The 20434-nt window shown below is 51.4% G+C and carries 24 protein-coding genes; 12 read left to right on the top strand and 12 right to left on the bottom strand.

The window, feature by feature from the left end:
* Nucleotides 1–1427 (top strand): C1 family peptidase (locus ACEW8P_RS15590; protein ID WP_373514007.1); only part of this gene is annotated, 1427 nt, incomplete at its 5' end.
* A 3-nt stretch (nucleotides 1428–1430) separates the two neighbouring features.
* Here the strand turns inward: ACEW8P_RS15590 and ACEW8P_RS15585 are convergent.
* The 6 genes from ACEW8P_RS15585 to ACEW8P_RS15560 form a co-directional block, all read right to left on the bottom strand.
* The gene (locus ACEW8P_RS15585; protein ID WP_373514006.1) at nucleotides 1431–1607 is read right to left on the bottom strand and encodes a hypothetical protein; all 177 of its coding nucleotides are present in this window, start codon (nucleotides 1605–1607) and stop codon (nucleotides 1431–1433) included.
* A gap of 92 nt (nucleotides 1608–1699) precedes the next feature.
* Nucleotides 1700–3694, bottom strand: a complete 1995-nt coding sequence (locus ACEW8P_RS15580; protein ID WP_373514005.1) for a tetratricopeptide repeat protein — start codon at nucleotides 3692–3694, stop codon at nucleotides 1700–1702.
* Nucleotides 3695–3758: 64 nt separating this feature from the next.
* On the bottom strand, nucleotides 3759–5132 hold the full coding sequence (locus ACEW8P_RS15575) for a cystathionine beta-synthase (RefSeq protein WP_373514004.1): 1374 nt from the start codon (nucleotides 5130–5132) through the stop codon (nucleotides 3759–3761).
* A gap of 73 nt (nucleotides 5133–5205) precedes the next feature.
* Nucleotides 5206–6450 carry an OmpA family protein gene (locus ACEW8P_RS15570; RefSeq protein ID WP_373514003.1) on the bottom strand — a complete coding sequence of 415 codons (1245 nt, stop codon included), beginning with the start codon at nucleotides 6448–6450 and terminating at the stop codon, nucleotides 5206–5208.
* Between the two features lie 105 nt (nucleotides 6451–6555).
* On the bottom strand, nucleotides 6556–7299 hold the full coding sequence (locus ACEW8P_RS15565; RefSeq protein ID WP_373514002.1) for a DUF5672 family protein: 744 nt from the start codon (nucleotides 7297–7299) through the stop codon (nucleotides 6556–6558).
* 54 nt (nucleotides 7300–7353) lie between these two features.
* Nucleotides 7354–8331 carry a glycosyltransferase family 2 protein gene (locus ACEW8P_RS15560; protein ID WP_373514001.1) on the bottom strand — a complete coding sequence of 326 codons (978 nt, stop codon included), beginning with the start codon at nucleotides 8329–8331 and terminating at the stop codon, nucleotides 7354–7356.
* 299 nt (nucleotides 8332–8630) lie between these two features.
* Between ACEW8P_RS15560 and ACEW8P_RS15555 the strand changes: the two genes are divergently transcribed.
* The 3 genes from ACEW8P_RS15555 to ACEW8P_RS15545 all read left to right on the top strand — a co-directional run bounded on the left by ACEW8P_RS15555 (nucleotide 8631) and on the right by ACEW8P_RS15545 (nucleotide 10873).
* A complete protein-coding gene (locus ACEW8P_RS15555) occupies nucleotides 8631–9179 on the top strand; it encodes a hypothetical protein (protein ID WP_373514000.1) in 549 nt (182 codons plus the stop codon).
* Nucleotides 9180–9244: 65 nt separating this feature from the next.
* A complete protein-coding gene (locus ACEW8P_RS15550; protein ID WP_373513999.1) occupies nucleotides 9245–10042 on the top strand; it encodes a nicotinamidase in 798 nt (265 codons plus the stop codon).
* A gap of 63 nt (nucleotides 10043–10105) precedes the next feature.
* Entirely contained in the window at nucleotides 10106–10873 is a 768-nt protein-coding gene (locus tag ACEW8P_RS15545) for an alpha/beta fold hydrolase (RefSeq protein WP_373513998.1), read from the top strand.
* Between the two features lie 11 nt (nucleotides 10874–10884).
* Here ACEW8P_RS15545 and ACEW8P_RS15540 read toward each other — a convergent pair whose 3' ends face one another.
* From ACEW8P_RS15540 to ACEW8P_RS15530, 3 genes are all read right to left on the bottom strand, one after another.
* Nucleotides 10885–11313 (bottom strand): hypothetical protein, encoded by a 429-nt coding sequence (locus ACEW8P_RS15540; RefSeq protein ID WP_373513997.1) that lies wholly within the window; start codon nucleotides 11311–11313, stop codon nucleotides 10885–10887.
* Nucleotides 11314–11336: 23 nt separating this feature from the next.
* Entirely contained in the window at nucleotides 11337–11747 is a 411-nt protein-coding gene (locus ACEW8P_RS15535; RefSeq protein WP_373513996.1) for a hypothetical protein, read from the bottom strand.
* Nucleotides 11748–11813: 66 nt separating this feature from the next.
* Nucleotides 11814–13304, bottom strand: coding sequence for a GH3 auxin-responsive promoter family protein (locus ACEW8P_RS15530; protein ID WP_373513995.1), 1491 nt, complete (start codon nucleotides 13302–13304; stop codon nucleotides 11814–11816).
* 174 nt (nucleotides 13305–13478) lie between these two features.
* On the opposite strand from ACEW8P_RS15530, the gene ACEW8P_RS15525 reads away from it, so the two are divergent.
* The 7 genes from ACEW8P_RS15525 to nadD all read left to right on the top strand — a co-directional run bounded on the left by ACEW8P_RS15525 (nucleotide 13479) and on the right by nadD (nucleotide 18264).
* Nucleotides 13479–14504 carry a rod shape-determining protein gene (locus tag ACEW8P_RS15525; RefSeq protein WP_373513994.1) on the top strand — a complete coding sequence of 342 codons (1026 nt, stop codon included), beginning with the start codon at nucleotides 13479–13481 and terminating at the stop codon, nucleotides 14502–14504.
* Nucleotides 14505–14554: 50 nt separating this feature from the next.
* Complete coding sequence (mreC, locus tag ACEW8P_RS15520; protein ID WP_373513993.1) at nucleotides 14555–15397, top strand: rod shape-determining protein MreC; 843 nt, start codon at nucleotides 14555–14557, stop codon at nucleotides 15395–15397.
* Entirely contained in the window at nucleotides 15394–15900 is a 507-nt protein-coding gene (locus tag ACEW8P_RS15515) for a hypothetical protein (protein WP_373513992.1), read from the top strand. Before mreC ends, ACEW8P_RS15515 begins: the two co-directional genes overlap by 4 nt.
* A gap of 242 nt (nucleotides 15901–16142) precedes the next feature.
* Entirely contained in the window at nucleotides 16143–16760 is a 618-nt protein-coding gene (locus ACEW8P_RS15510) for a sigma-70 family RNA polymerase sigma factor (protein WP_373513991.1), read from the top strand.
* A gap of 83 nt (nucleotides 16761–16843) precedes the next feature.
* Entirely contained in the window at nucleotides 16844–17125 is a 282-nt protein-coding gene (locus ACEW8P_RS15505) for a phosphohydrolase (protein ID WP_373513990.1), read from the top strand.
* Between the two features lie 3 nt (nucleotides 17126–17128).
* Nucleotides 17129–17695, top strand: coding sequence for a guanylate kinase (gmk, locus tag ACEW8P_RS15500; RefSeq protein ID WP_373513989.1), 567 nt, complete (start codon nucleotides 17129–17131; stop codon nucleotides 17693–17695).
* Entirely contained in the window at nucleotides 17692–18264 is a 573-nt protein-coding gene (gene nadD, locus ACEW8P_RS15495) for a nicotinate (nicotinamide) nucleotide adenylyltransferase (RefSeq protein WP_373513988.1), read from the top strand. The genes gmk and nadD overlap by 4 nt, the downstream gene beginning before the upstream one ends.
* Before the next feature lie 11 nt (nucleotides 18265–18275).
* On the opposite strand, the gene ACEW8P_RS15490 is transcribed toward nadD, so the two are convergent.
* From ACEW8P_RS15490 to ACEW8P_RS15480, 3 genes are all read right to left on the bottom strand, one after another.
* A complete protein-coding gene (locus ACEW8P_RS15490; protein ID WP_373513987.1) occupies nucleotides 18276–18704 on the bottom strand; it encodes a PIN domain-containing protein in 429 nt (142 codons plus the stop codon).
* A complete protein-coding gene (locus ACEW8P_RS15485) occupies nucleotides 18697–18996 on the bottom strand; it encodes a hypothetical protein (RefSeq protein WP_373513986.1) in 300 nt (99 codons plus the stop codon). The genes ACEW8P_RS15490 and ACEW8P_RS15485 overlap by 8 nt, the downstream gene beginning before the upstream one ends.
* Nucleotides 18997–19066: 70 nt before the next feature.
* Complete coding sequence (locus tag ACEW8P_RS15480) at nucleotides 19067–20050, bottom strand: 1-acyl-sn-glycerol-3-phosphate acyltransferase (protein WP_373513985.1); 984 nt, start codon at nucleotides 20048–20050, stop codon at nucleotides 19067–19069.
* Nucleotides 20051–20171: 121 nt separating this feature from the next.
* Between ACEW8P_RS15480 and ACEW8P_RS15475 the strand changes: the two genes are divergently transcribed.
* Nucleotides 20172–20434 (top strand): arsenosugar biosynthesis-associated peroxidase-like protein (locus ACEW8P_RS15475; protein ID WP_373513984.1); only part of this gene is annotated, 263 nt, incomplete at its 3' end.

Here is a 20434-nt window from a genome sequence, read left to right as displayed (position 1 = left end):
TGGTCCATTTCCCAGTTTATGCCCAAGGGCTAAAATTCGACGATACTACCTACGAGAAACTTCCACAGAAATACTCGGCCCGAACTACTGGTTCTGGTGAACTACCAGTTCGTATCGACCTGTCTCCTTACACACCCAGCGTGATGAGCCAGGGCAAACTGGGCACGTGCATGGGCTTCTCCTCGGCTTACTACGCCCGCACGATTCTGGAAGCCGTGAGCCGGGGCATCACCGACCGCGCGCAGATCGACGCGCTACGTTTCTCCCCTTCTTTTTTGTACAATGCTATCAAGGACTCGACAGATTTCGGATGCGTCAAAGGTAGCCTGATCGACAGCGCGCTTGCTTTTATGCGTGACAACGGCGTGGCGACTTTTGCCGACCAAGACTATCCCTACTGCGGCAAAAACAACCTCAGCCTGGTAAAATCCGAGTCCAGAATTATGGATTACATCCGGCTGTTCGGCTTGCTGGAAACCGAGAATGCTGTGTTAGCCACTAAGAAAGCCCTCTCCGAGATGACGCCCGTTATTATCGGTATCCAGACCACACCCTCGCCCCAGGAACTCGGTTTTTGGGGGAAAATCTGGCGTTGGATCGTGCGGTTCCTTGGTGGTGGAGACGATACTGGTCTATGGAAACCCACCAAATCGAATAAACGGGGAACCGGACATGCCGTGTGCGTAGTCGGATACGACGATACTCAGTTTGAGGGTGCCTTCAAAATCGTAAACAGTTGGGGCAAATCATGGGGGGAAGACGGCTACTTTTGGGTCACCTATCCCGATTTTGCTGAATTCACCAAGTACGGCTACCAGGCTTACCTACCCATCGCGCCGGATTCTGCCGGGGTGACAATGGCGGGCACTGTGTCCGTGCAGTCGGCCACATTTGTGACCGACAACGAAGTGCCTTACGTGCGAAGCGTCGAAGGAAAAACCAACCAGGGCAGCGAAAATCAGGAAGGCATGGTGGCCTACACCCTACGTGATGCCCAGCGGACGGGTAGCAGCTTTAAGTTCGTCGCCGAAGTGGATCGACTGGCATACGTTTACGTCGTGGCGGCTGATGCGAGCGAGTTGCGTACCGAGATTCTATTTCCGGTGTCGGATAAGATCAGTCCCATCATCGGGGCCAATACCCAAATGCTCTTACCATCCCAGGATTTGCTCTATACTTTAGTAGGTGAGCCGGGCATTCAGTACTGGCTGTTCCTTTTCTCGGAAAAAGAACTTGACATCGAAAAGTATGTTTTCGACATGAACGAGGCACAAGGAGATTTCACCAACCGCGTGTTGACCGCTTTTGGAGAAGAGCTGGTACCCTACGAAAAAGTAGAATACGACGACCGAAAAGTTAACTTCACGCTACGCGGCCAACACGAGGGACACATTGTACCATTACTTATAAGTCTGAAGCACGAGTAGGGCTTATTTTTTGCCCATCCGCGAGCCGAGCAAATAACCGACGATCAGGCCCACTACCAAGCCGATGAAGAGGGAGGTCGTGTCGATCGAGAACGGCGGCGTGGTTTCGACATGGCCCAGCGCGAAGACATTGATGGAAGATAAAACAAAGAGACAGGTTAAAATGAGAGCGTTTTTCATAAGAGTAGAAGGGTTTGAGGGATGTATGTTATTGACACAATAACGACTATTGTTTACCAAAAATAGAATAAAATAACCAGATAATTGCATTCTCAGGCCTTCAAGACCAAAGTAAGCTCAGTGCCTTCACCCACTTCGCTCTTCACCTCCAGCCTTCCATTATGGCCTTTGGTTACGATGTCGTAGGAAAGCGACAGCCCCAGCCCTGTTCCTTGCCCGGTAGGTTTGGTAGTAAAAAAAGGCTGAAAAAGTTTGCCGATGTATTCGGGAGCGATACCCGTTCCGTTGTCTTTTACGCTTATTTCCACCACGTTATCCCGGCGACGGGTGGATACCAAAATGGCGGGCTGATAGTCGTTCGGACTGTGTTGTTTCTTTTCTGCTACGGTATAAAAGGCATTATCCAGCAGATTGAGAACGACGCGCCCGATGTCGCCGGGGATAACGTCCAGTTTCGGTAAGTCCGTAGCCAGGTCGAGCTTCATAACATCTTTGGATAGCTTGTCCTTGGCGGTCATTCCGTTGTAAGCCAGTTCGGTATATTCACTGGTGAGCGCATTTATATCAGTCCTGTGCCGGCTACCGCTACTACGGCGGCTATGCTGCTGCATTCCGCGGACTATTGCTTCCGCCTGCTTGCCGTGATATAAAATCTTAGCTTCATTCTCGGCTAAATCCAGCGCAATTTCCCGCATCAACCCTTCATCCTTTCCTCCATTTTCCTTTCCTCCTTCTGAAATCAATTCCTCCAATAGCTCCACGTTAACCTCCGCGTAATTATTGACAAAGTTGAGCGGATTCTGAATCTCGTGGGCGATCCCCGCCGTGAGCTCGCCTAGTGAAGCCATTTTTTCGGATTGAATCAGTTGGCTTTGAGTAATTTCCAGCTCATTGAGTGTCGCCTGAAGCTCATTTTTTTGCTTTTCCAACAGGACATTGGCTTTTCGTCGGTTGCGGCTATTGCGGTAAAGCAGGAATACGATAATCATCAGGGCAAACAATCCTGCCACCAATGTTTTCGTGAGAATACGTCCTTCGTATTCGACCCTATCGCTTTCCACCTGTTGCAACCGCAACTGTTCCTTAAAGTCCAGGCTCTGAATCTGTTTGACTTTTTCCCGATCGAACATCTTCTCCCTGGCCTGAGTCGCAATTTTGAAGTATTCGTAAGCCTTTGCCTTGTCCCGGTCCTCAAAAAACTCGGTAAGCAAGGTACTGACGTCTAAAGTCCCTTTGGGGTTGTCGACCTCCTTTGCAAGCTCCAGAGATTTTTGCGCGTAAATGAGGCAGGAGTCAAGAGTGTTCGTCTCCCGGAACGTACGTGCCATCTCGAAGTACGTCTGACCGAGATACCGCTTGTCGTTCACGGCTTCGGAAATCGGCACAGAGCGGCGGTAGTACGCCAGGGCCAGCGGATATTCTTTCTTGCGATAATGGACATAGCCCAGGTTCAAAAACAAGACACCACTCGAATTCTTATTACCCTGCCGGACAGCCAATTCGTAGGCACGCAGGGTGTGGGTCTGGGCTGAATCCAGTTCATCGATAAGGGCATAGTCAAAACCCAGGTTAGTCAGGGCTATTTCCAGCAGTTTGTTGTCTTGAAGCTGCTGGGCAAGGTTTTTAGTTTTTGTAAAATACTCGATCGCCCTTTTGGAATCCTTCTGTTCGGAGTATAGAATACCAATGCTGTTGTTTATCCGCGCCATTCCGTCCAGATCATCATTCTTTTTGGCTACCCGCAATGCTTCCATGTGCAACTCAAGCGCCTTGGCATAACTACCCACATTCCGATAAATTGTACCAAGACGGTTCAGATTGCGGACGGTACCCAACGAATACTTGGCTTTTTCCGACAGTGCCAGACCTTGCCGCGCGTACTTCATGGCGGCTAATGGTTGGGAATACATGAGCGCACCACCCAACTGTTCCAAAACCATCGCCCGCGAAGTGTCGGGCAATTTTTGGGAAAGCATCCGCTTCAAACTATCCACCTTAGTCGTTTGCGCGTGCGCCGGACTGGAAGAACCAAGGAATAGCGGAGCCAGGGCTACGCCAAATGCAAGAAGAAAAGCCCGCAGTTTCATGGGCGGTGAGGGATATTGAGGTAGGGAATTTAAGGCAAGAGGTTGTAAGATAGCCCTTTTTCCCTCAAACAGTCATGGCCGCCAGCAAATCTGCCTGGGTAATGATATGTATTGCGTTGCCCTCGTCGCGCACGAGCAGAGCTTTGTTTTCGCGGTCGATGAGGGACGAGAGCGTATCCACGGTACTGTTCAGGGCTACGAACTTAAAAGGTTTGTCCATCACTTCCGATACGTTCAACTTCCGTACTTCAGGTTCCTCGATCAGGCGGTGCAGAATGACGGAATCTGTCAGGCTACCCACGACTTCGCCCTCGGCGTTCACGACGGGAAGTTGAGAAATACCTTCCTTGTACAGAATCTTGATTGCTTCGGAAACTTGGGTGTCTGCTGCTACCGTCGTAAGATGCGCCTGGCCGTTGCGGCGATGCACGATGTCGCGGGCGGTAGCGAAGGTTCTTTCCAGAAAACCGTGGTCTTTCATCCAGGTGTCGTTGTATATTTTGCCAAGATAGCGCGTGCCGTGGTCGGGCAGGATAATGACCATTACATCGTCGTCGGTCAGGTGTTCGCGGGCGTATTCCAGCGCCCCGTGTACCGCCGAGCCGCAGCTCCAGCCCACAAAAAGCCCTTCTTCCCGCGCCAGACGGCGGGTCATCAGGGCGGCGTCCTTGTCGGTGACCTTTATAAAGTGGTCGATCATGGCGAAGTCCACGTTCTCGGGCAGGATGTCCTCGCCGATACCTTCGGTGAGGTAGGGAAAAACCTCCTTCTCGTCGAACTCGCCCGTTTCCTTGTATTTTTTGAAGACCGAACCATAGGTGTCGATGCCGACCGTGACGATGTCGCCTTTTTGTTCTTTCAAGTACTTGCTTGTGCCGCTGGCCGTACCGCCTGTCCCGACGCCCACGCCGAAGTGCGTGATGCGGCCTTCGGTCTGCTGCCAGATTTCCGGCCCGGTAGTTTCGTAGTGCGCCATAGCGTTGGCAGGGTTGTCGTACTGGTTGGCGTAGAACGAGTTCGGGATTTCCTGATTCAGACGGCGAGCCACCGAGTAGTAGCTGCGCGGGTCATCGGGAGCGACATTGGTCGGGCACACAACTACCTCGGCGCCCACGGCCCTCAGGATGTCGATTTTCTCCTGCGACTGCTTGTCGGCCATCGTAAAAACGCACTTATAGCCCCGGGCGATGCCAGCCAGCGCCAGGCCCATGCCCGTATTACCGCTGGTACCTTCGATGATCGTACCGCCGGGTTTCAGAGTACCGTTTTTCTCGGCTTCCTCCACCATCCGAATCGCCATACGGTCCTTTACCGAATTGCCGGGATTGAAGTACTCGACCTTCACCAAGATGGTACCTTTGATGCCCTTGTTGACACGGTGGAGTTTGACGAGCGGCGTGTTGCCGATGGTGTCGATGATGGATTCGTGGTAGTGCATGGTGGTCGGGTCGATGAAGTTGGTTTTTGGTAAAATTAAAAAGAAAACGCGCCTTTTCGGGCGCGTTTGGGGACTATATTTCCGTGATCACAAATTCCACGCGGCGGTTCTTGCGACGTTCGGTTTCGGAATTTCCTTTGCCCACGGGGCGCGTCGGGCCGTAACCCTGCGTTTCGAGGCGTTCAGTCGCGATGCCTTTTTTAGTCAGATAATCGCGGACGGCCTCGGCGCGCTGGCGCGAGAGCTCGACGTTCTTGTCGAAGTCGCCCAAGTTGTCGGTATGGCCTTCTATGCGGATTCTGACTGCGGGATTCTCGCGCAGCATGGTTGCCAGTTCATCCAGTTCGCCATAGGATTCTGGCAAGAGTTCGTACTTGGAAGTCGCAAAATAGATTTTATCCAACGTTACACTCGCCCCTTTGGCCAGTGGCTGCAAATAAAAGTCGTGTTCCAAAGCAGTAGCACCGCTGGAATCCGCCGGGCTGACATCAAAGCTCGTGCTCAGGTAGCCTTTCGACCCAACCGTCAGCGAGTAATCTTCTTTGCTATTCAATCCCAGGCGGTACTTGCCCGAAGGCACACCCACACGCACCGTATCGTCCTGATCCAGATAAGTCAAGTTGGCTGGGATAGGTTGTTGCGTTTTAGCGTCATAAATAGTGCCCGTCATCCCTACTAAGGCAGGTGCAGACGGGGATGCATCAGGGACGGCGACTTTTTCGGGCTGCTTCTCGGTGGGCGGCCGCTTGGTTATGATCGGCTCCTGTACTTCGGGCTTCGGTTCGGGTTTGGGCTTTGCTGCAGGTTCAGGAGTTGCCGGGCGCGGTTTGGGTTTCTGGATTATGGGGTTCTTAATGTGGATTCCGTAGAAATTCCAGTACTCGTGACCCGGCTCGGGATTGGGGCCTTCAAATAAATCAAAGACCTCGATACCCGGATCGAGGCGCTCGAAAAAAACCCGAAAATCGACTAATTCATTCGGAGAGACATTCATCTGTTTAGGCGAGACGGGAATACCCTCCGCCTTAATGAACATGAATCGCTGGCTGGTAAGGCCCGGCTTATAAAGACGACTGTCGGGATCGAAGCTGATCCACCCGCCCAGGCCCGGTAGCGGCATTCTGAATTTTTGACTCAGAGCCGGATTTCCGTGCTGCATATAAATGATCGTGTACTGGTCGGTCAACTCGACGCGGACAATTCGGACGGAACGGGTGTAACGCTCCTCCACATAAGGACTATTCGTAACCTGACCAATGGCTACTCCAAAGCGCAGACCAAGCGCCAGCAGCAGAAGCAAGGAAGATATTTTTCGCATGGCAGAAAGGGGAATTGATACGTAGCAATAACAACGCAAAAACGCCCCTGGGTGCCGAATAGTGTGTTAAATTTTGTTAAAAGACTGATAGTTAGAGAGGTATTGTCAATAAAATTCTTTCCAAAAGGCTGGCGCGTAGCGTTCTCCGGCGTGGCAGCCGAAAGGAAGTTGGTGGTCGGTAAGCTCGTAGCTGGCCGCCGGGCTTTTTTCAAAAGCAAAGCGAAGCGCTTCTTGCCAGGGGGGTAGTTTGATAAAGGGCTTCATGGGCATCAGCCGGGTAGCGTCCAGGGAAAAGAGCATATCCTCATTTCCTCGCCAGGCTGGATAGAAGGCCCGGTAAATTTTCAAGTACCGAATCATTCCCTTTACCCGTCGCAATGACAGGCCGCCGTTGAACACGAGACGGTGATTAGTCAGAGCAGCAGCAAACCGTGCCGACTCCTCGGCAGGCAAGCTGTCGTATTCAGTTTGGTGGAAGCCGGGTGCGCCGAGGTAGTCGTATTTCTGGGCGCACCAGTAGGGTAGTTCGTCGCGAAACACGTAGGCATCCAACTGGTAGATGAGAATATGCTCGTAGGCCGCAAAGCGACGGTAAAAATCCAAAGAGGTCAGGAGTTGATTATAGGCGTCGGTATCCGTAAAGTAGCGGTCAGGGAAAGATTCGGTGCCAAGCGTGGGGTATTCTTGTAATAAAGCGTCCACATCCAACCCTTCGGGCTTGATGAGCCGGATTGGGTACCCTCCCAGCACCGCCAGGCCCTGCGCGAGCGAAGCGCGTTCAGCTTCGCTCAGGTTAGTTTGGTAAATCGGAGTCAACACCGCTACCGAAGGTTCCGGGAAAGAGTTCATCGCCAGGCAACACGCTTTTGGTACAAAATGCGAAGGTAAGGGAATCGCGCCTTTTTACTCCAAAATATCACCCAGGGCAGGAAGCCACCAATCTTTACTGCTGAACTTGTATCGGCCCGCCAATGCCTCTTTGATGACCGGCGCTGCGCGCAACAAACGATTTTGTGGTAAAGTGGCACGGCGTTGAAAATGCTTGTGACGGAGGAAAAGCTTAATCAGTTTCTCGCGGGGAACGAAAGGTAAATCACGCAGGTAGGCGTATATTTCGTGCGCATTGTCGGCTTTTTCCTGGATCGGGGCTAGTTTTTCGGCCCGGTCGCGGTTCATGCGGTCTTTCATGCGCACGGGCTCCGCTTTGCCCCCGAACCCTACCTGCTGACTGGCGTGCATCCGGTAGGAGACAAGCGGCTCGGCAATAAAATCGATTTTCGATTCCAGGCTCAGGGCCAGCGCAATCCAGGCATCGTGGATAAGTCGGGGAATATGCGTCGGAAAAGGCATTAGCCGTTCGAGGCACGAGCGGCGTAGGGCGAGCGTCGCACCCGTCACCACAAAACCGCCGAAGAGAATTTCGTGCGCTTGTCCCGCTTGCCAACGTCTCTGTTGTCCGGCAGTGAACTGCACTTCCTGCCAAATTGTGGATCCCGTGGGTTTCGTGTCATCATCCATGACCAGGGCGTTGGAGAACACCGCGTCGATGTCGGGATGGTCGCGCAGGTAAGCAGCTTGCTTCTCGACCTTATCGCTCCGCCATGCGTCGTCCTGATCGCAGCAGAAAATAAGGTCGCCTTGGCAAAGCGACAGGCATTTCTCAAAATTTTTGGTAGAACCCAGATTGCTTTTGTTCTTGAATATACGCACGGAAAAAGCAACTTCCCTGGCCAGTTTGTGTAAGATGTCGAAGGTGCCATCAGTGGATCCGTCGTCGCAGACTACCAACTCATCCACTGGAACCGATTGCCGCTTTATACTTTCCAGCTGCTCGGGTAGGTACTTTTCGCCGTTGTAGGTACAAAGCGCTACTGAAATCATCTACTCAATTTAAACATTGGCCCCACAGGAGCCTAGTCACTAAAAACTTTCTTTGATTTATAAAGACGTCTGCATGCCTCATGCGTCACCTGCCACAGACAGATTCGTCGTGCTTCTCAAACGACTGGATGATAAAGGGGATAACTCAGAGCCACCGAGTTGTATGTTCAAAAACACTTACCTGAAGCCTACTTTCCCAACTGCACCAGCCATTTCACAGCGGTAAAACTACGGCCTTTTTGTCTTTTGTTTACGTTCTTGCGGGAAATTTCAAGTAATCAGTTTAACCAAAAAGCTATATGGCCTTATCCGCATCGCTCAAGAAGGCGATTCTGCAAATGCCCGAAAAAGAAAAAGATAAGCTGCTGCTGCGGCTGGTCAACAAGGATAAGGTTTTGGTTGATCGGCTACATTTTGAACTCATTGAGGATGGCAGTACGCTGCCCGAACGGCGCGAAGCCATCCGGACGAGAATCGCCAAAGTGGCGCAAATGAGCCAGCATTCACCGGGCTGGATTATGATGGATATGCGCTCGCTGAGCGGGGACATCACCCACCACGTAAAAATCACGAAGGACAAGTACGGTGAGACGGAACTGAACATCGCCCTGCTGAACGATTTTTTTGACAACCATTCCAAACAACTCCGCAACTACTCCTCGCGTGCTGACAAATGTGCGCTGTACATTGCCAAGAAAACGCAGACCATTCTCAAACTACTCTCAAAACTCGACGAAGATTATTACGTTGACTTCGGCGAAAGCATGGAAAAATTGTTGGGCTATGTGCATAGTATGTGTTCACAACGTTACGCCGCGCAAATGGATTTGCCGAGGGAGTGGAATTAATTTAGTGGAGAGTTGAAAATGGAGAGTTTTGAGTTCTCCAGATTAAAAAATTAGAGTTTCAACCCATGATTGGAAAGGAAAGCATCGTATTACTGGTTATTGATGCGCAGTATGATTTTTGTGATCCTGAGGGGGCGCTTTTTGTGCCGGGAGCCGTGGAGGATGTGGAACGGTTGGCGGCTTTGGTCGAGCGGAGTAGCGACGGGATCGACCATATCGTCGTGACACTGGATACGCACCATGTGCTGGATATTGCACATCCTGGTTTTTGGCAAGATGCCACCGGAAACCCGCCCGTGCCTTTCACACCTATCAGTTTGGTTGAGATGGAGGCAGGAACCTGGCAGCCCATTTTTGAGACTGATTATGTGAAAAAGTACCTCCGCCAACTGGAAGCGCAGGGCGAGTTCCAGCATTTTATTTGGCCCGAGCATTGCCTAGTCGGGACGCGCGGCGCTTCGCTGGCTGAGCCGTTGGCGCGAGCACTGCGGGATTGGTCGCAGCACGCCCAGAAAAACTACGCCGCTGTAACGAAGGGCCTGCATCCGCTGGCCGAGCATTTTGGCGTGTTCCAGGCCCAGATTCCCGTACCGGGTGCCCCCGAAACTTCCTTGAACCAGCCGCTACTTGACGACCTGGCCCGTTACGACCAAATATGGCTGGCTGGCGAAGCACGTTCCCACTGCGTAGCCACGAGTCTACACCAACTCTTGCGCTACGCTCCCGAACTGGCTCCTAAAATAACGCTGCTCACCGACTGCACTTCCGATGTAACGAACCTCGGCCACCTAGCCGATCCTATCTACGCCGAAGCCAGAGACCTGGGCGTCGTTTTTACCGAATCCACTGATGTACTTTTTTAGCCTGATTGCCGCGCTTTCCAGCCCGAATAATTCTCCACTTTCAAATCTCAACACCCCAATATTTTGAAGCTTAACTACAAAAAAATCAGCACCGATGGCCAGCCGCTCATAATCTTGCACGGCGTATTCGGCTCGCTCGACAATTGGGCAACGATCAGCAAAGCCATCGCCGATCTGGGCTACGCAGTTTATTTGGTCGATCAGCGGAATCATGGCCGTTCGCCGCATTCCGACGACTTTACCTACGAAGCGATGGCGGCGGATTTATCCGAGTTTCTGCAAGAACATGGTTTGGAAAATCCGGTGCTGGTCGGCCACTCGATGGGTGGCAAAACTGTGATACAATACGCCGAAAACTACCCTGGTACTTATGACAAATTGGTGATCGTGGACATTGGCCCCAAAGCCTACCCGCCCCACCATGACGAACTTCTTGCCGGGCTGAATGCGCTGCCGCTTGCCGAAATCGAAAGCCGCCAGCATGCTAACGAGCTATTCAGCGCTCACGAGCCTAACCTGGCGGTGCGCCAGTTTTTGTTAAAAAACCTCTACCGCTCCGACGACGGTTACAGCTTTCGCTTCAACCTACCCGTCTTGACCGAACAGCAAGCCAATGTCGGGGTCGAAATTCCGAAACTCCGCACCATCACCGAACCCGCACTTTTCATGCGGGGGGCGTTATCGGGCTATATTAAGGAAGAGGACTGGCCGGAAATTCAGAAAATGTTCCCGAATGCAGAGCTGGTGACGATTCCGAAGTCGGGCCATTGGGTTCACGCCGAGCAGCCGAAGCGGTTTGTGGAGGTACTTGGGGAGTTTCTGGGGAAGTAGTTATGCAAGATTTAAGGCAACCGACGGTAGCGAGTACTTACCCCGATACAATCTGTCCATAGCAGGTTATCATCTGTTACCTGAATTTCTATTGTCTCGCACGAGCGGCACCAAAGACCAGCGCACTTACTTCCATTTGAAGGAAGAGGCAATTTTGGTTTTATAAAAAACAAACTACCGTTAACAAGCAAACTGTTCGGCGGGCAACACATCCCCAGTCCGTCCGCATCCACGGGAACCCCGTCAGAGCGAAAAATAAGCATCCACGAGCGTTTGTCGCGATTAATTTCCTTCCAATCTTTCTTGCCGTTTGCAGGTGGATTCCAGGCAATAGCTTCCCAGCGACCCTCGATGAGTTGCACGGCACGGGGCGTTATTTCTCTTTCGCGCTGGCAGTTCAGCATTCCAAGGAGAACTAGCAAGTAGGTCGTTTTCTTCATAGGTTTTTAATAAATCTAACAAACTAAGGCAGCCGCCGGTAGCGAATAAGTCTTCCGCACTCCGACCGAATCATTTCATTCCCGTTCACCTGAAACTCGGCAACTTTGCAGGAAACGCAGTCAACCCGGTTGCAAAGCTCGTTATAGGGAATGGGGGAAGTCGGCTTTGCTTTAAAGGGCACAAAGTTGACGATCAATTTGAGGGGAGGGCAACACATCGCCAGTCCGTCTCCGTACAGTAACACCCCGTCGGAGCGGACGATAAGTGAAGGCTTGCCGTCGGTCGGCGTATCCACCCACACTGAATTTCTGTCTTCGTAGGCAATCTGCTCCCACTTCCCGACGAGTATTCTGGCTTGCCGGGGCAGGACGTCTCTTTTATTTTGGCATCCCACGACTAGCAAGGTGAACAATAAATAACCTAACTTTTTCATATTGATATCCTTTCTCATTCTGTTGCCAAGAGCAAAATCAGACTAAAATGGTTGGAAAAGCTCAGTTTATTTTTTTAATCCCTCCGCAATCTTCCGGTCGTTCGACAGACGGGGTACTTTGTTCTGCCCGCCGAGCTTTCCCTGCGATCGCATATAGTCGATAAAGGCGTTTCTAGGCAGTGAGGTGATGACCAAAGGTTTCAGGATAGATCCCGAAATCAAATCGTCGTAATAGACGTTCAATTCCGTCAGGCGCTTGTCCAGATCTTTGGCAAAAGCCGCCGCGTCAGCGGGCGGCGTGGCGAATTCGATCAGCCATTCGTGGTAGGGGAGGCCTCCTTCGGGCGGTGCGACCATCGGGGCCACGGTACATTCGGTCACTTCCACTTCGGGATGTCGCTGCATGGCGTATTGCAGCGCTTTTTCGATTTCCTCGCCGATGACGTGTTCGCCGAAGGCCGAAATGAAATGCTTGATGCGGCCTGTAACCAGAATCCTGTAAGGATTGATGGAAACGAATTTCACGGTATCGCCCAGCGAATAGCCCCACAGCCCGGCGTTGCTGTTGATGATGACGGCGTAGTTTTTACCTACCTCTACCTCGGCGATGGAAAGCCGTTTTGGTTTTTCGTCAAAAAAGTTTTCGACGGGAATGAACTCGAAAAAAATCCCCGAATCCAGCAGCATCAACAAACCTTCTTCGGTCTGCGTGTCCTGGTAGGCGATGAAGCCCTCGGAGGCCGGGTACGTCTCGACCGAGTCGACGCGCTTGCCGATGGCTTCGTATAGTTTAGCGCGGTAGGGTTCAAAATTCACACCACCATAAACGAAGAGCGAGAAATCCGGGAACACGTCCTTGATGTCCTTGCCCGTGCGGGCGCGGATGCGGTCGAAGTACATCTGCACCCAGGGCGGGATGCCCGAGATGAGCGACATCGGCTGGTCGATGGTTTCGTCGATGATCTTCTCCAGCTTGGTTTCCCAGTCGTCGATGCAGTTGGTTTCGTAGCTCGGCAATTGGTTGGTGCGCAAATAGCCCGGCACGTGATGGTTGACGATGCCCGACAGCCGCCCAATGTTGATGCCCGCCTTCTTTTCCAGCTCGGGACTTCCCGAGAGAAAAATGAGTTTTTTGTCCAAAAACTCCGCCTTTCCCGTTTCGTGGATGTAGTTGAGCAACGCGTCGCGGGCAGAATTGATGTGATTGGGCAGCGATTCGGCGGTAATGGGAATGTACTTCACGCCCGACGTAGTGCCAGAGGTTTTGGCGAAATACGCGGGCTGTCCCGGCCACAGCACATCGTGTTCACCGTGTAAGATATGCTCTACGTAGGGTTTTAAATCCTCGTAATCGCGGACGGGCACGGCATCCTTGAACTCGTCGTAGGTTTTTACTTCCTGAAAAAAATGATCCTTGCCAAAGCGCGTGGTGGCGGCTTTGGTCACCAATTGCTCGCGCCAGGCGGCCTGCACACCGGGGCCGTTGGCCATCCAGCGGCGTTGTTTTTTGACGATATGATTGGCCAGCGGTCGGCTCAGCCATGCTCTTATTCCCATAGGTCGTAAAGGTAAGCGTTTTTGTAAAAAACGGGATGGCGGAAAAATCCGTCGAGTCCCTAGTCTTTGAAAATTAGGTACTTGGGTTATTTATACAAAGACCTTTGTTTGTGGGTAATAATCACTAATTTTGCGGACTTCTAACCAAAAGCTGATTTTTTATACTGAATAAACATGGGATTGTTTGACTTTTTGACGAGTGATATTGCGATCGATTTGGGTACGGCAAATACTTTAATAATCAGCAAGGACGAAGTGGTGGTGGATGAGCCTTCGATCATCGCGATCGACAAGGCGACGGGCAAGGTGCTTGCGATTGGCCATACGGCCATGCAGATGCACGAAAAGACGAACGAAAATATAAAGACGATACGGCCGCTGAAAGACGGTGTGATTGCCGACTTTACGGCGGCGGAAATGATGATTCGGGGCATGATCAAAATGATCGATCCGGGCCGTAGCTTTTTCACGCCTTCGCACCGCATGGTGATTTGCATTCCTTCTGGTATTACCGAGGTGGAGAAGCGCGCGGTAAAGGACTCCGCCGAACACGCCGGAGCCAAGGAGGTATATATGGTACACGAGCCGATTGCCGCCGCCATTGGCATCGGCATCGATATTACTCAGCCCAACGGCGTGATGATCGTTGACATCGGTGGCGGTACCACTGAAATCGCCGTGATCGCCCTGTCGGGTATCGTGTGCGAGCAGTCGGTGCGCATTGCCGGAGACGTATTTACCCGCGACATCGTCGATTACATGCGCCGCGAGCATAACCTGCTCATTGGTGAGCGGTCGGCCGAGATGATTAAAATTGCCATCGGTTCTGCGATGCCCGAACTGGACGCGCCGCCCGAGGATTACCAAATCCGCGGCCGCGACCTTATGACGGGGATTCCTAAGGAAATTAAGGTGACGTATAGTGAGATCGCTTACGCGCTCGACAAGTCTATTTCCAAGATCGAGGAAGCCGTGATGAAGGCGCTGGAAATATCACCGCCCGAACTGTCGGCCGATATTTACCGCAATGGCATTCACCTCACGGGTGGCGGTGCTCTGCTCCACGGGCTGGACAAACGCCTGGCTGCCAAGACTAAGCTACCCATCCACGTAGCCGACGAGCCGTTGAAAGCGGTAGTCATCGGTACGGGCGACGTGCTGAAAAACCTTGAACTCTACAAGCCGGTTCTGATTACGTAGTACTAGTACCCGGCCATTAATTTTTCGGCTGCCAAGCTTTTCCCCGGCTCATGCTGCAACTCGTCGAGTTCTTCTCCCGGAACCGCAACTTTATCTTTTTTGTCCTGCTGGAAGTGTTCAGTTTTTGGCTGCTTGTCCAGAGCAACTCCTATTGGGGTGCTACGTACTTCAACACGTCCAACTTTTATGTGGCCAAACTGCTGACGGTGTCCAACTCCATCCGGGAGTACACCCGGCTGCGAGACATCAACGAAAATCTGGCCCAGGAGAACCTCAAACTCAATGCGCTGGTAGCGCAGTTGCAGGAGCTCGAGCCAGTGGGTGCGCCTGGCGCCTACAAACCCGATTCCCTCTTCGCCAATCGATTCGAATTTGTAGTTGGGAAAGCGATTATGGTCCAAACAAGCCACGCCAACAACTATATCACAATAGATAAAGGTACCGAAGACGGTATCAAGCCCGGTATGGGTGTGATTTCGGCCACGGGCGTAGTGGGCAAAGTGCGCTCCTGTTCCGAGCACTTTTCGGTCGTCACTTCTATACTCCACTCACAGTTCATGGTCTCGTCGCGACTGGTGCGCAGCGACGAAATCGGTCCCGTCCGTTGGCAAAGCAAAGACCCAACCATAGTCTCAATGATGGACGTGTCGCGTTACAAAAAAGTGATCAAAGGCGATTCGGCGGTCACCTCTAATTTTAACTCGGTCTTTCCACCGGGCATTATGGTAGGGAAGGTCAAGAGTGTCAGGATTCGCCCTGACGAGACTTTCTATGACATCGACCTCAACGTGGCGACGGATTTTAGCAACCTGTCTTACGTATATGTAGTACTTAACCGCTTGCAGGGTGAGCAGGATGCACTGCAACAACCATTAGAAGAAGAACGCCGATGAGCCTGGGTGAAATCATACGCTACTCTTTGTGGTTTGCACTCTACGTTTTGCTGCAAATCCTGATTATGCGTAACATCGTGCTGTTCGACTACGCCTTCTGCTTTGTGTACGTAGGAGCTATCCTGTTGCTGCCCACCGAGACAAACCGCACTTTTTTGCTCATTTTGGGGTTCCTGACAGGCTTATTGGTGGATGTTTTCTACAACACCCTTGGTCTGCACGCTGCCGCTACGCTACTGGTGGCCTACCTCAAACCTTTCTGGGTCGAAATCCAATTGGAAGCGAAGGGCGCAACCGACCGCGTGGAAATTTCGTTAAACGAATTGGGTATTGGTACTTTCCTGACGTATCTGCTGCCGCTGGTGCTGCTTCATCACGCCGCGCTGTTTTTCATCGAGATGAGCCATTTCGGAATGCTGGGCTATACTCTGCTGCGAATCGTGGCCAGTACGGGCTTCACGACGTTGCTGATCGTGATCATTCAGCTTTTTTCTCGGCGGTAACTGCCCGAGCTTGCTGACACTTTGGCCGTCTTTTTCGGGACTGGCGCGAATTTTGATACTTGTTAAAGTTCCAGTCTGCCTTTTGTCAGAAAACCATTTCCCGGTTTCCGGGTTGGTAGCTTTAATTACCCTCCCATCCTGCTGCATGATAAACCGCTACTGATCTATCCCGGACACCGCCCATCAAGTTGACATGGTCGGCGTTTGGCTCTATTTCTAAAATTCGTAAATTGTGCATCCCTATGCCAGCTATCATGTCAGAAGCACCTAAAAAATCAGAAGCACCTAAGAAGAAGAAAGTTTACACCGATAAGCAGAAGCACGACGTCTTCAATCGTGAATTCATGCCACACATAGATTCGATGTACAACTTTGCTTACCGGCTAACTACCGACGAGGACGACGCCAACGATCTGGTGCAGGATACGTACTTGAAGGCTTTCCGATTTATTACTTCCTTCGAACAGGGAACCAACGCCAAGGCGTGGCTCTTCCGGATTTTGAAGAACAGTTTTATCAATGATTACCGGAAAAAGAGTAAGCAGCCTGCCAAAGTCGATTATCAGGAAGTAGAAACTACCTACAATTCTGAGGACGCCGACGCTTCGCACACGGTGGATTTGCGCACCGATTCGGTGCAGGATATGATAGGCGACGAGGTGGCCAACGCTCTCAACTCACTGCCCGTGGATTTCCGTACCGTCATCATCCTTTGCGACATCGAAGGATTTACTTATGAGGAAATGGCTAAAATTCTGGACATACCTATCGGTACTGTGCGTTCGCGGCTGCACCGCGCCCGGAATCTTCTGAAAGAAAAATTGCGTGACTACGCCGATTCCATGGGATATGATGCGTAAAGGCTGAAACTTTTTTTGCGGGGCTTTCGGTTATAGGGGCAACTGTATCACTACTACTGGTTTTACGATTCCCCGATTCCGCGATGAATGTATCATCTAAAACTACCGAGGCTCAACTGGCGCAGCCCATGAAGCAAGAGTGCGAGAATCATGCTGAGTGCATGAAAATGATCCAGATGATTCTGGATGGTGAGGCCAATGCCGAAGACAAGGAGCATTTCAGGCAAAACATGGACAAGTGTATGCCCTGCATTAAAACCTATCACCTCGAAAAGTGCATCAAAGAATCTCTCCATAATAAAGTAGAGCGCCGCCCCTGCCCCGAAAAACTGGTGGCCGCAATCAAAGCACAACTCAACTACTAGCAGGTGGAAGGAAAACTCCTCATTTTTTCCGCTCCCTCCGGCTCCGGCAAAACTACCATCGTCCGGCACCTCCTCGACCAATTTCCACAACGACTTGCTTTTTCCGTTTCTGCCTGTACTCGCCCCCGCCGTGATTATGAGGTAGATGGCCGCGACTACTATTTTCTCTCGGTTACGGAATTTCGAAAGAAAATCGCCGCCAAAGGCTTTGCGGAGTGGGAAGAAGTGTACGCTGGCAACTACTACGGAACGCTTAGAGAAGAAATTGAACACCTGTGGGCCGAGGGCAAACACGTACTGTTCGACGTGGACGTAAAAGGCGGCCTGAAACTCAAGGAAGCCTACGGCGACCGCGCTTTGGCGGTTTTTGTCAAAGTATCTTCGGAAGAAGAAATCAAACGCCGCCTCAACTTCCGGGGCACCGAGACCGACGCGACGATGGCTGTGCGAATGGCCAAAGTGCGCTATGAGTTAAGTTTTGAAAAAGAATTTGATGCGGTACTGGTCAACGATGATCTGGAAGCGACCCTTCGCAAGGCCGAGCGACTGATAGAGGACTTTGTGTCATGAAGATTGGTCTGTTTTTTGGTTCCTTCAATCCCATTCATGTCGGCCACCTCATCATCGCCAACACGATGGCTACCGCTACGGATTTGGAACAAGTCTGGTTTGTGGTAAGTCCGCAGAATCCCTTCAAAAAAAACAAAAGTCTGCTGCACGAATTCGATCGTCTCGACTTGGTCGAACGCGCCATCGCCGATAACGCCCGTCTGAAAGCCACCGACTTCGAGTTTCATCTCACTCGCCCCAGCTACACCATCGACACGCTCATCCGGCTGCTGGAAAAGTACCCGCAACACGAGTTCCGGCTTATCATGGGTGAGGACAATCTGGCGCAGTTCCCCAACTGGAAGAATCACGAAAAAGTTTTGGAATACGTCGGGCTATACGTTTATCCGCGCCCCAATGCGGCTCCTCATAATTTCAGCGATCATCCCCGCGTGACCTTCGTCGCCGCGCCGCTGTTGGATATTTCGGCGACCTACATTCGGGAAAGTCTGCGGAGCAATCGTTCCATTCGTTACCTTGTACCGGAGGTAGTGGAAGAGATGATCGTGCGGAAGAAGTTTTTTGTGTGAGGGAAGCTTGGTTAACTGAGGGAAGAAGCTCTTGCCTGAAGGTACGCCTCGGGAGTCATTACTGGAATTTCGCTTTGCTTGTAGTCTTTCAGATTTCTGGTCAGGATGATGTCTAATTTACCGTTGCTGGTAGCGGCAAAATGTTGTAAAGCGTCCTCAAAGTCCTTGAATTTTGAATTAAGTGCTCTCAAAATTGAAGGTTTATCCATAACCAGTACCTTGACAACTAGTAAAAGCTCGTTCATCTTCTCGACAACTGCTTCGTGACTGGCTTTCTGGCGAAGAAGATAGTAAACATTCGCCACAATCACTGGGGTGAGGTAACCATCAATAACCTTAGACTCGCACAATGAAATGATTTCGGTGGCATATCGGTCAAAAGGTTCTCTGCTGAAAAGAGAATCAAAGATAACATCCGAGTCGATCAAGACTTTATCCATTTTGGAGATACTTCTTGGTCAACCTTTTAGTCAATATCCGCTTGTAGTCGAAGTCGTCCGGTTCTTTAAATGAGCCGTGCAAAGATTTGGTTATCGGGGGAAGATCATCATAATTGAATTGCTTTCCTCGGTCAGCCCTCGATACTTCGTTTTCTTCAAATACTTCTTCCTGAGTATGCTTTCCTTTTGTCAAATGCCCGTCATCCTCTCCGATGGAAATCAGCCCAATCTCAGCCAAATTCTGCAAAAGAGCGGCTGCTTTGGGATGGATAATGTTTATCTGGTAAGTCATGATTCGTCAGGTCCAAGTGTCTGATAAACTGCGTTGCAAGCAAGTTAACGAATTTTTCCGGCAAATGATTTTATGCCCGGTAGCGGTTGCCTAGCAAGGCCAGCAGCGGCAAACCCACAAAAACCGATATACCTGTGAGCCAGCCGCCCACCGAGCCGACGACCAGCGTTAACAGCCCCACAACAATCGGGTAGGTGTACATCAGCAAGCCAAATAGCACTGAATCGTAAAAAACGGTTCGCCGGGTTTTCGTGGCAACAAATTGAGCGTACATTTTGTACAGCGGACGATGAATGGCCCGGCCTATTTTTCCCAAAAGCTGAAATACGGCGTTGCCCGGCGAATGAGAACAATCCGAGAAATGCGATTCTAATTGCCGGGCCTTTTCCGAAGTACTGGTTTCTTGCGGGATCTCTAGAATCGTCCCGCTCATTCGTTCGGTGAGCAAGGCGTTGAATTCCCTTAGCCATTTTTCGTAATCGCTGGAGTCGGTCTCTATTTCGCTAGGTCGGATGGTTTTACCGAATCGTAGAATCACCCTTTTGTTGGCGCCCCGGAAATGCTCGTAAGTGACGCCCGTTGGGACAATGGCTAATTCGTGGAGCCTGGCCTCCTCGCCGTACCAGGCTTGGTGCGCCATGCGGGCCGTTCCCTTACCCAGGGGGCGCAGGTTCCACTCGTTGACGCAGATACCTTCTGAAAAAATGATTACGGCGCCATTATTTTTCATGACGGAAAAACATTCGTCGAGGGTACGATCGATCTTTTTGAGGTTCTCCCGGCCTTCGGAACCCCGGAATACCGGGATGAGCTTGATGGCCCGCAGCCAGAACGCCGCCTTTGGATTGCGAAAGACATCACCGCGCGTGAGCGTGTGGATAGGTTGCCTAACCACTGAGCCGATGACTACTGCGTCAAAAAACGAACCTGAATGGTTGGACGCCAGCAACACGGGGGCGTCAGTAGGAACAGCGGAGGCATTGACGACGCACAGCTTTTTTAGGTAGAGTGGCAAACCAAGCCGAACCAGAAAGCGGGAAAAGTAGAAAAACAAACCGAAGGAGGGTTAAAGTCGAAACAAAGCAACCAAGCTACCGTTTTTTAACGTATGTTTAACGAAAAACGGAGTCAGTTTTCTCTGATGACGCTTTTTCTATACTTAGAAATCTCCTACTATGAAGACCTACTACGACCCCGAGGATTTAAAGAAATTTGGCAAGATCGGTGAATTCCAGAAGCCGTTGGCCGACAAGTTTTTTGACTATTACGGTGAAGTATTCGCCGAAGGTGCCCTGACTGCCCGCGAGAAATCACTCATTGCACTAGCCGTGTCGCACACGGTGCAATGCCCTTACTGCATAGACGCTTATACCGTGGACACGCTCGAGAAAGGCTGCACTGAGGCCGAAATGATGGAGGCTGTCCACGTGGCTGCCGC

This window comes from Persicitalea sp. (genome assembly GCF_041751555.1).
In the GTDB taxonomy this organism is placed as follows: domain Bacteria; phylum Bacteroidota; class Bacteroidia; order Cytophagales; family Spirosomataceae; genus Persicitalea.
Note: the sequence above shows the minus strand (reverse complement) of the source record. Positions and strands in the feature narration are given on the sequence as shown.

Excerpts from the sequence above, each read along its gene's own strand:
- ACEW8P_RS15585 (WP_373514006.1), bottom strand. The coding sequence starts at position 1,607 with ATGAAAAACGCTCTCATTTTAACCTGTCTCTTTGTTTTATCTTCCATC.
- ACEW8P_RS15580 (WP_373514005.1), bottom strand. The coding sequence starts at position 3,694 with ATGAAACTGCGGGCTTTTCTTCTTGCATTTGGCGTAGCCCTGGCTCCG.
- ACEW8P_RS15575 (WP_373514004.1), bottom strand. The coding sequence starts at position 5,132 with ATGCACTACCACGAATCCATCATCGACACCATCGGCAACACGCCGCTC.
- ACEW8P_RS15570 (WP_373514003.1), bottom strand. The coding sequence starts at position 6,450 with ATGCGAAAAATATCTTCCTTGCTTCTGCTGCTGGCGCTTGGTCTGCGC.
- ACEW8P_RS15565 (WP_373514002.1), bottom strand. The coding sequence starts at position 7,299 with ATGAACTCTTTCCCGGAACCTTCGGTAGCGGTGTTGACTCCGATTTAC.
- ACEW8P_RS15560 (WP_373514001.1), bottom strand. The coding sequence starts at position 8,331 with ATGATTTCAGTAGCGCTTTGTACCTACAACGGCGAAAAGTACCTACCC.
- ACEW8P_RS15555 (WP_373514000.1), top strand. The coding sequence starts at position 8,631 with ATGGCCTTATCCGCATCGCTCAAGAAGGCGATTCTGCAAATGCCCGAA.
- ACEW8P_RS15550 (WP_373513999.1), top strand. The coding sequence starts at position 9,245 with ATGATTGGAAAGGAAAGCATCGTATTACTGGTTATTGATGCGCAGTAT.
- ACEW8P_RS15540 (WP_373513997.1), bottom strand. The coding sequence starts at position 11,313 with ATGAAGAAAACGACCTACTTGCTAGTTCTCCTTGGAATGCTGAACTGC.
- ACEW8P_RS15535 (WP_373513996.1), bottom strand. The coding sequence starts at position 11,747 with ATGAAAAAGTTAGGTTATTTATTGTTCACCTTGCTAGTCGTGGGATGC.
- ACEW8P_RS15530 (WP_373513995.1), bottom strand. The coding sequence starts at position 13,304 with ATGGGAATAAGAGCATGGCTGAGCCGACCGCTGGCCAATCATATCGTC.
- ACEW8P_RS15525 (WP_373513994.1), top strand. The coding sequence starts at position 13,479 with ATGGGATTGTTTGACTTTTTGACGAGTGATATTGCGATCGATTTGGGT.
- mreC (WP_373513993.1), top strand. The coding sequence starts at position 14,555 with ATGCTGCAACTCGTCGAGTTCTTCTCCCGGAACCGCAACTTTATCTTT.
- ACEW8P_RS15515 (WP_373513992.1), top strand. The coding sequence starts at position 15,394 with ATGAGCCTGGGTGAAATCATACGCTACTCTTTGTGGTTTGCACTCTAC.
- ACEW8P_RS15510 (WP_373513991.1), top strand. The coding sequence starts at position 16,143 with ATGCCAGCTATCATGTCAGAAGCACCTAAAAAATCAGAAGCACCTAAG.
- ACEW8P_RS15505 (WP_373513990.1), top strand. The coding sequence starts at position 16,844 with ATGAATGTATCATCTAAAACTACCGAGGCTCAACTGGCGCAGCCCATG.
- nadD (WP_373513988.1), top strand. The coding sequence starts at position 17,692 with ATGAAGATTGGTCTGTTTTTTGGTTCCTTCAATCCCATTCATGTCGGC.
- ACEW8P_RS15490 (WP_373513987.1), bottom strand. The coding sequence starts at position 18,704 with ATGGATAAAGTCTTGATCGACTCGGATGTTATCTTTGATTCTCTTTTC.
- ACEW8P_RS15485 (WP_373513986.1), bottom strand. The coding sequence starts at position 18,996 with ATGACTTACCAGATAAACATTATCCATCCCAAAGCAGCCGCTCTTTTG.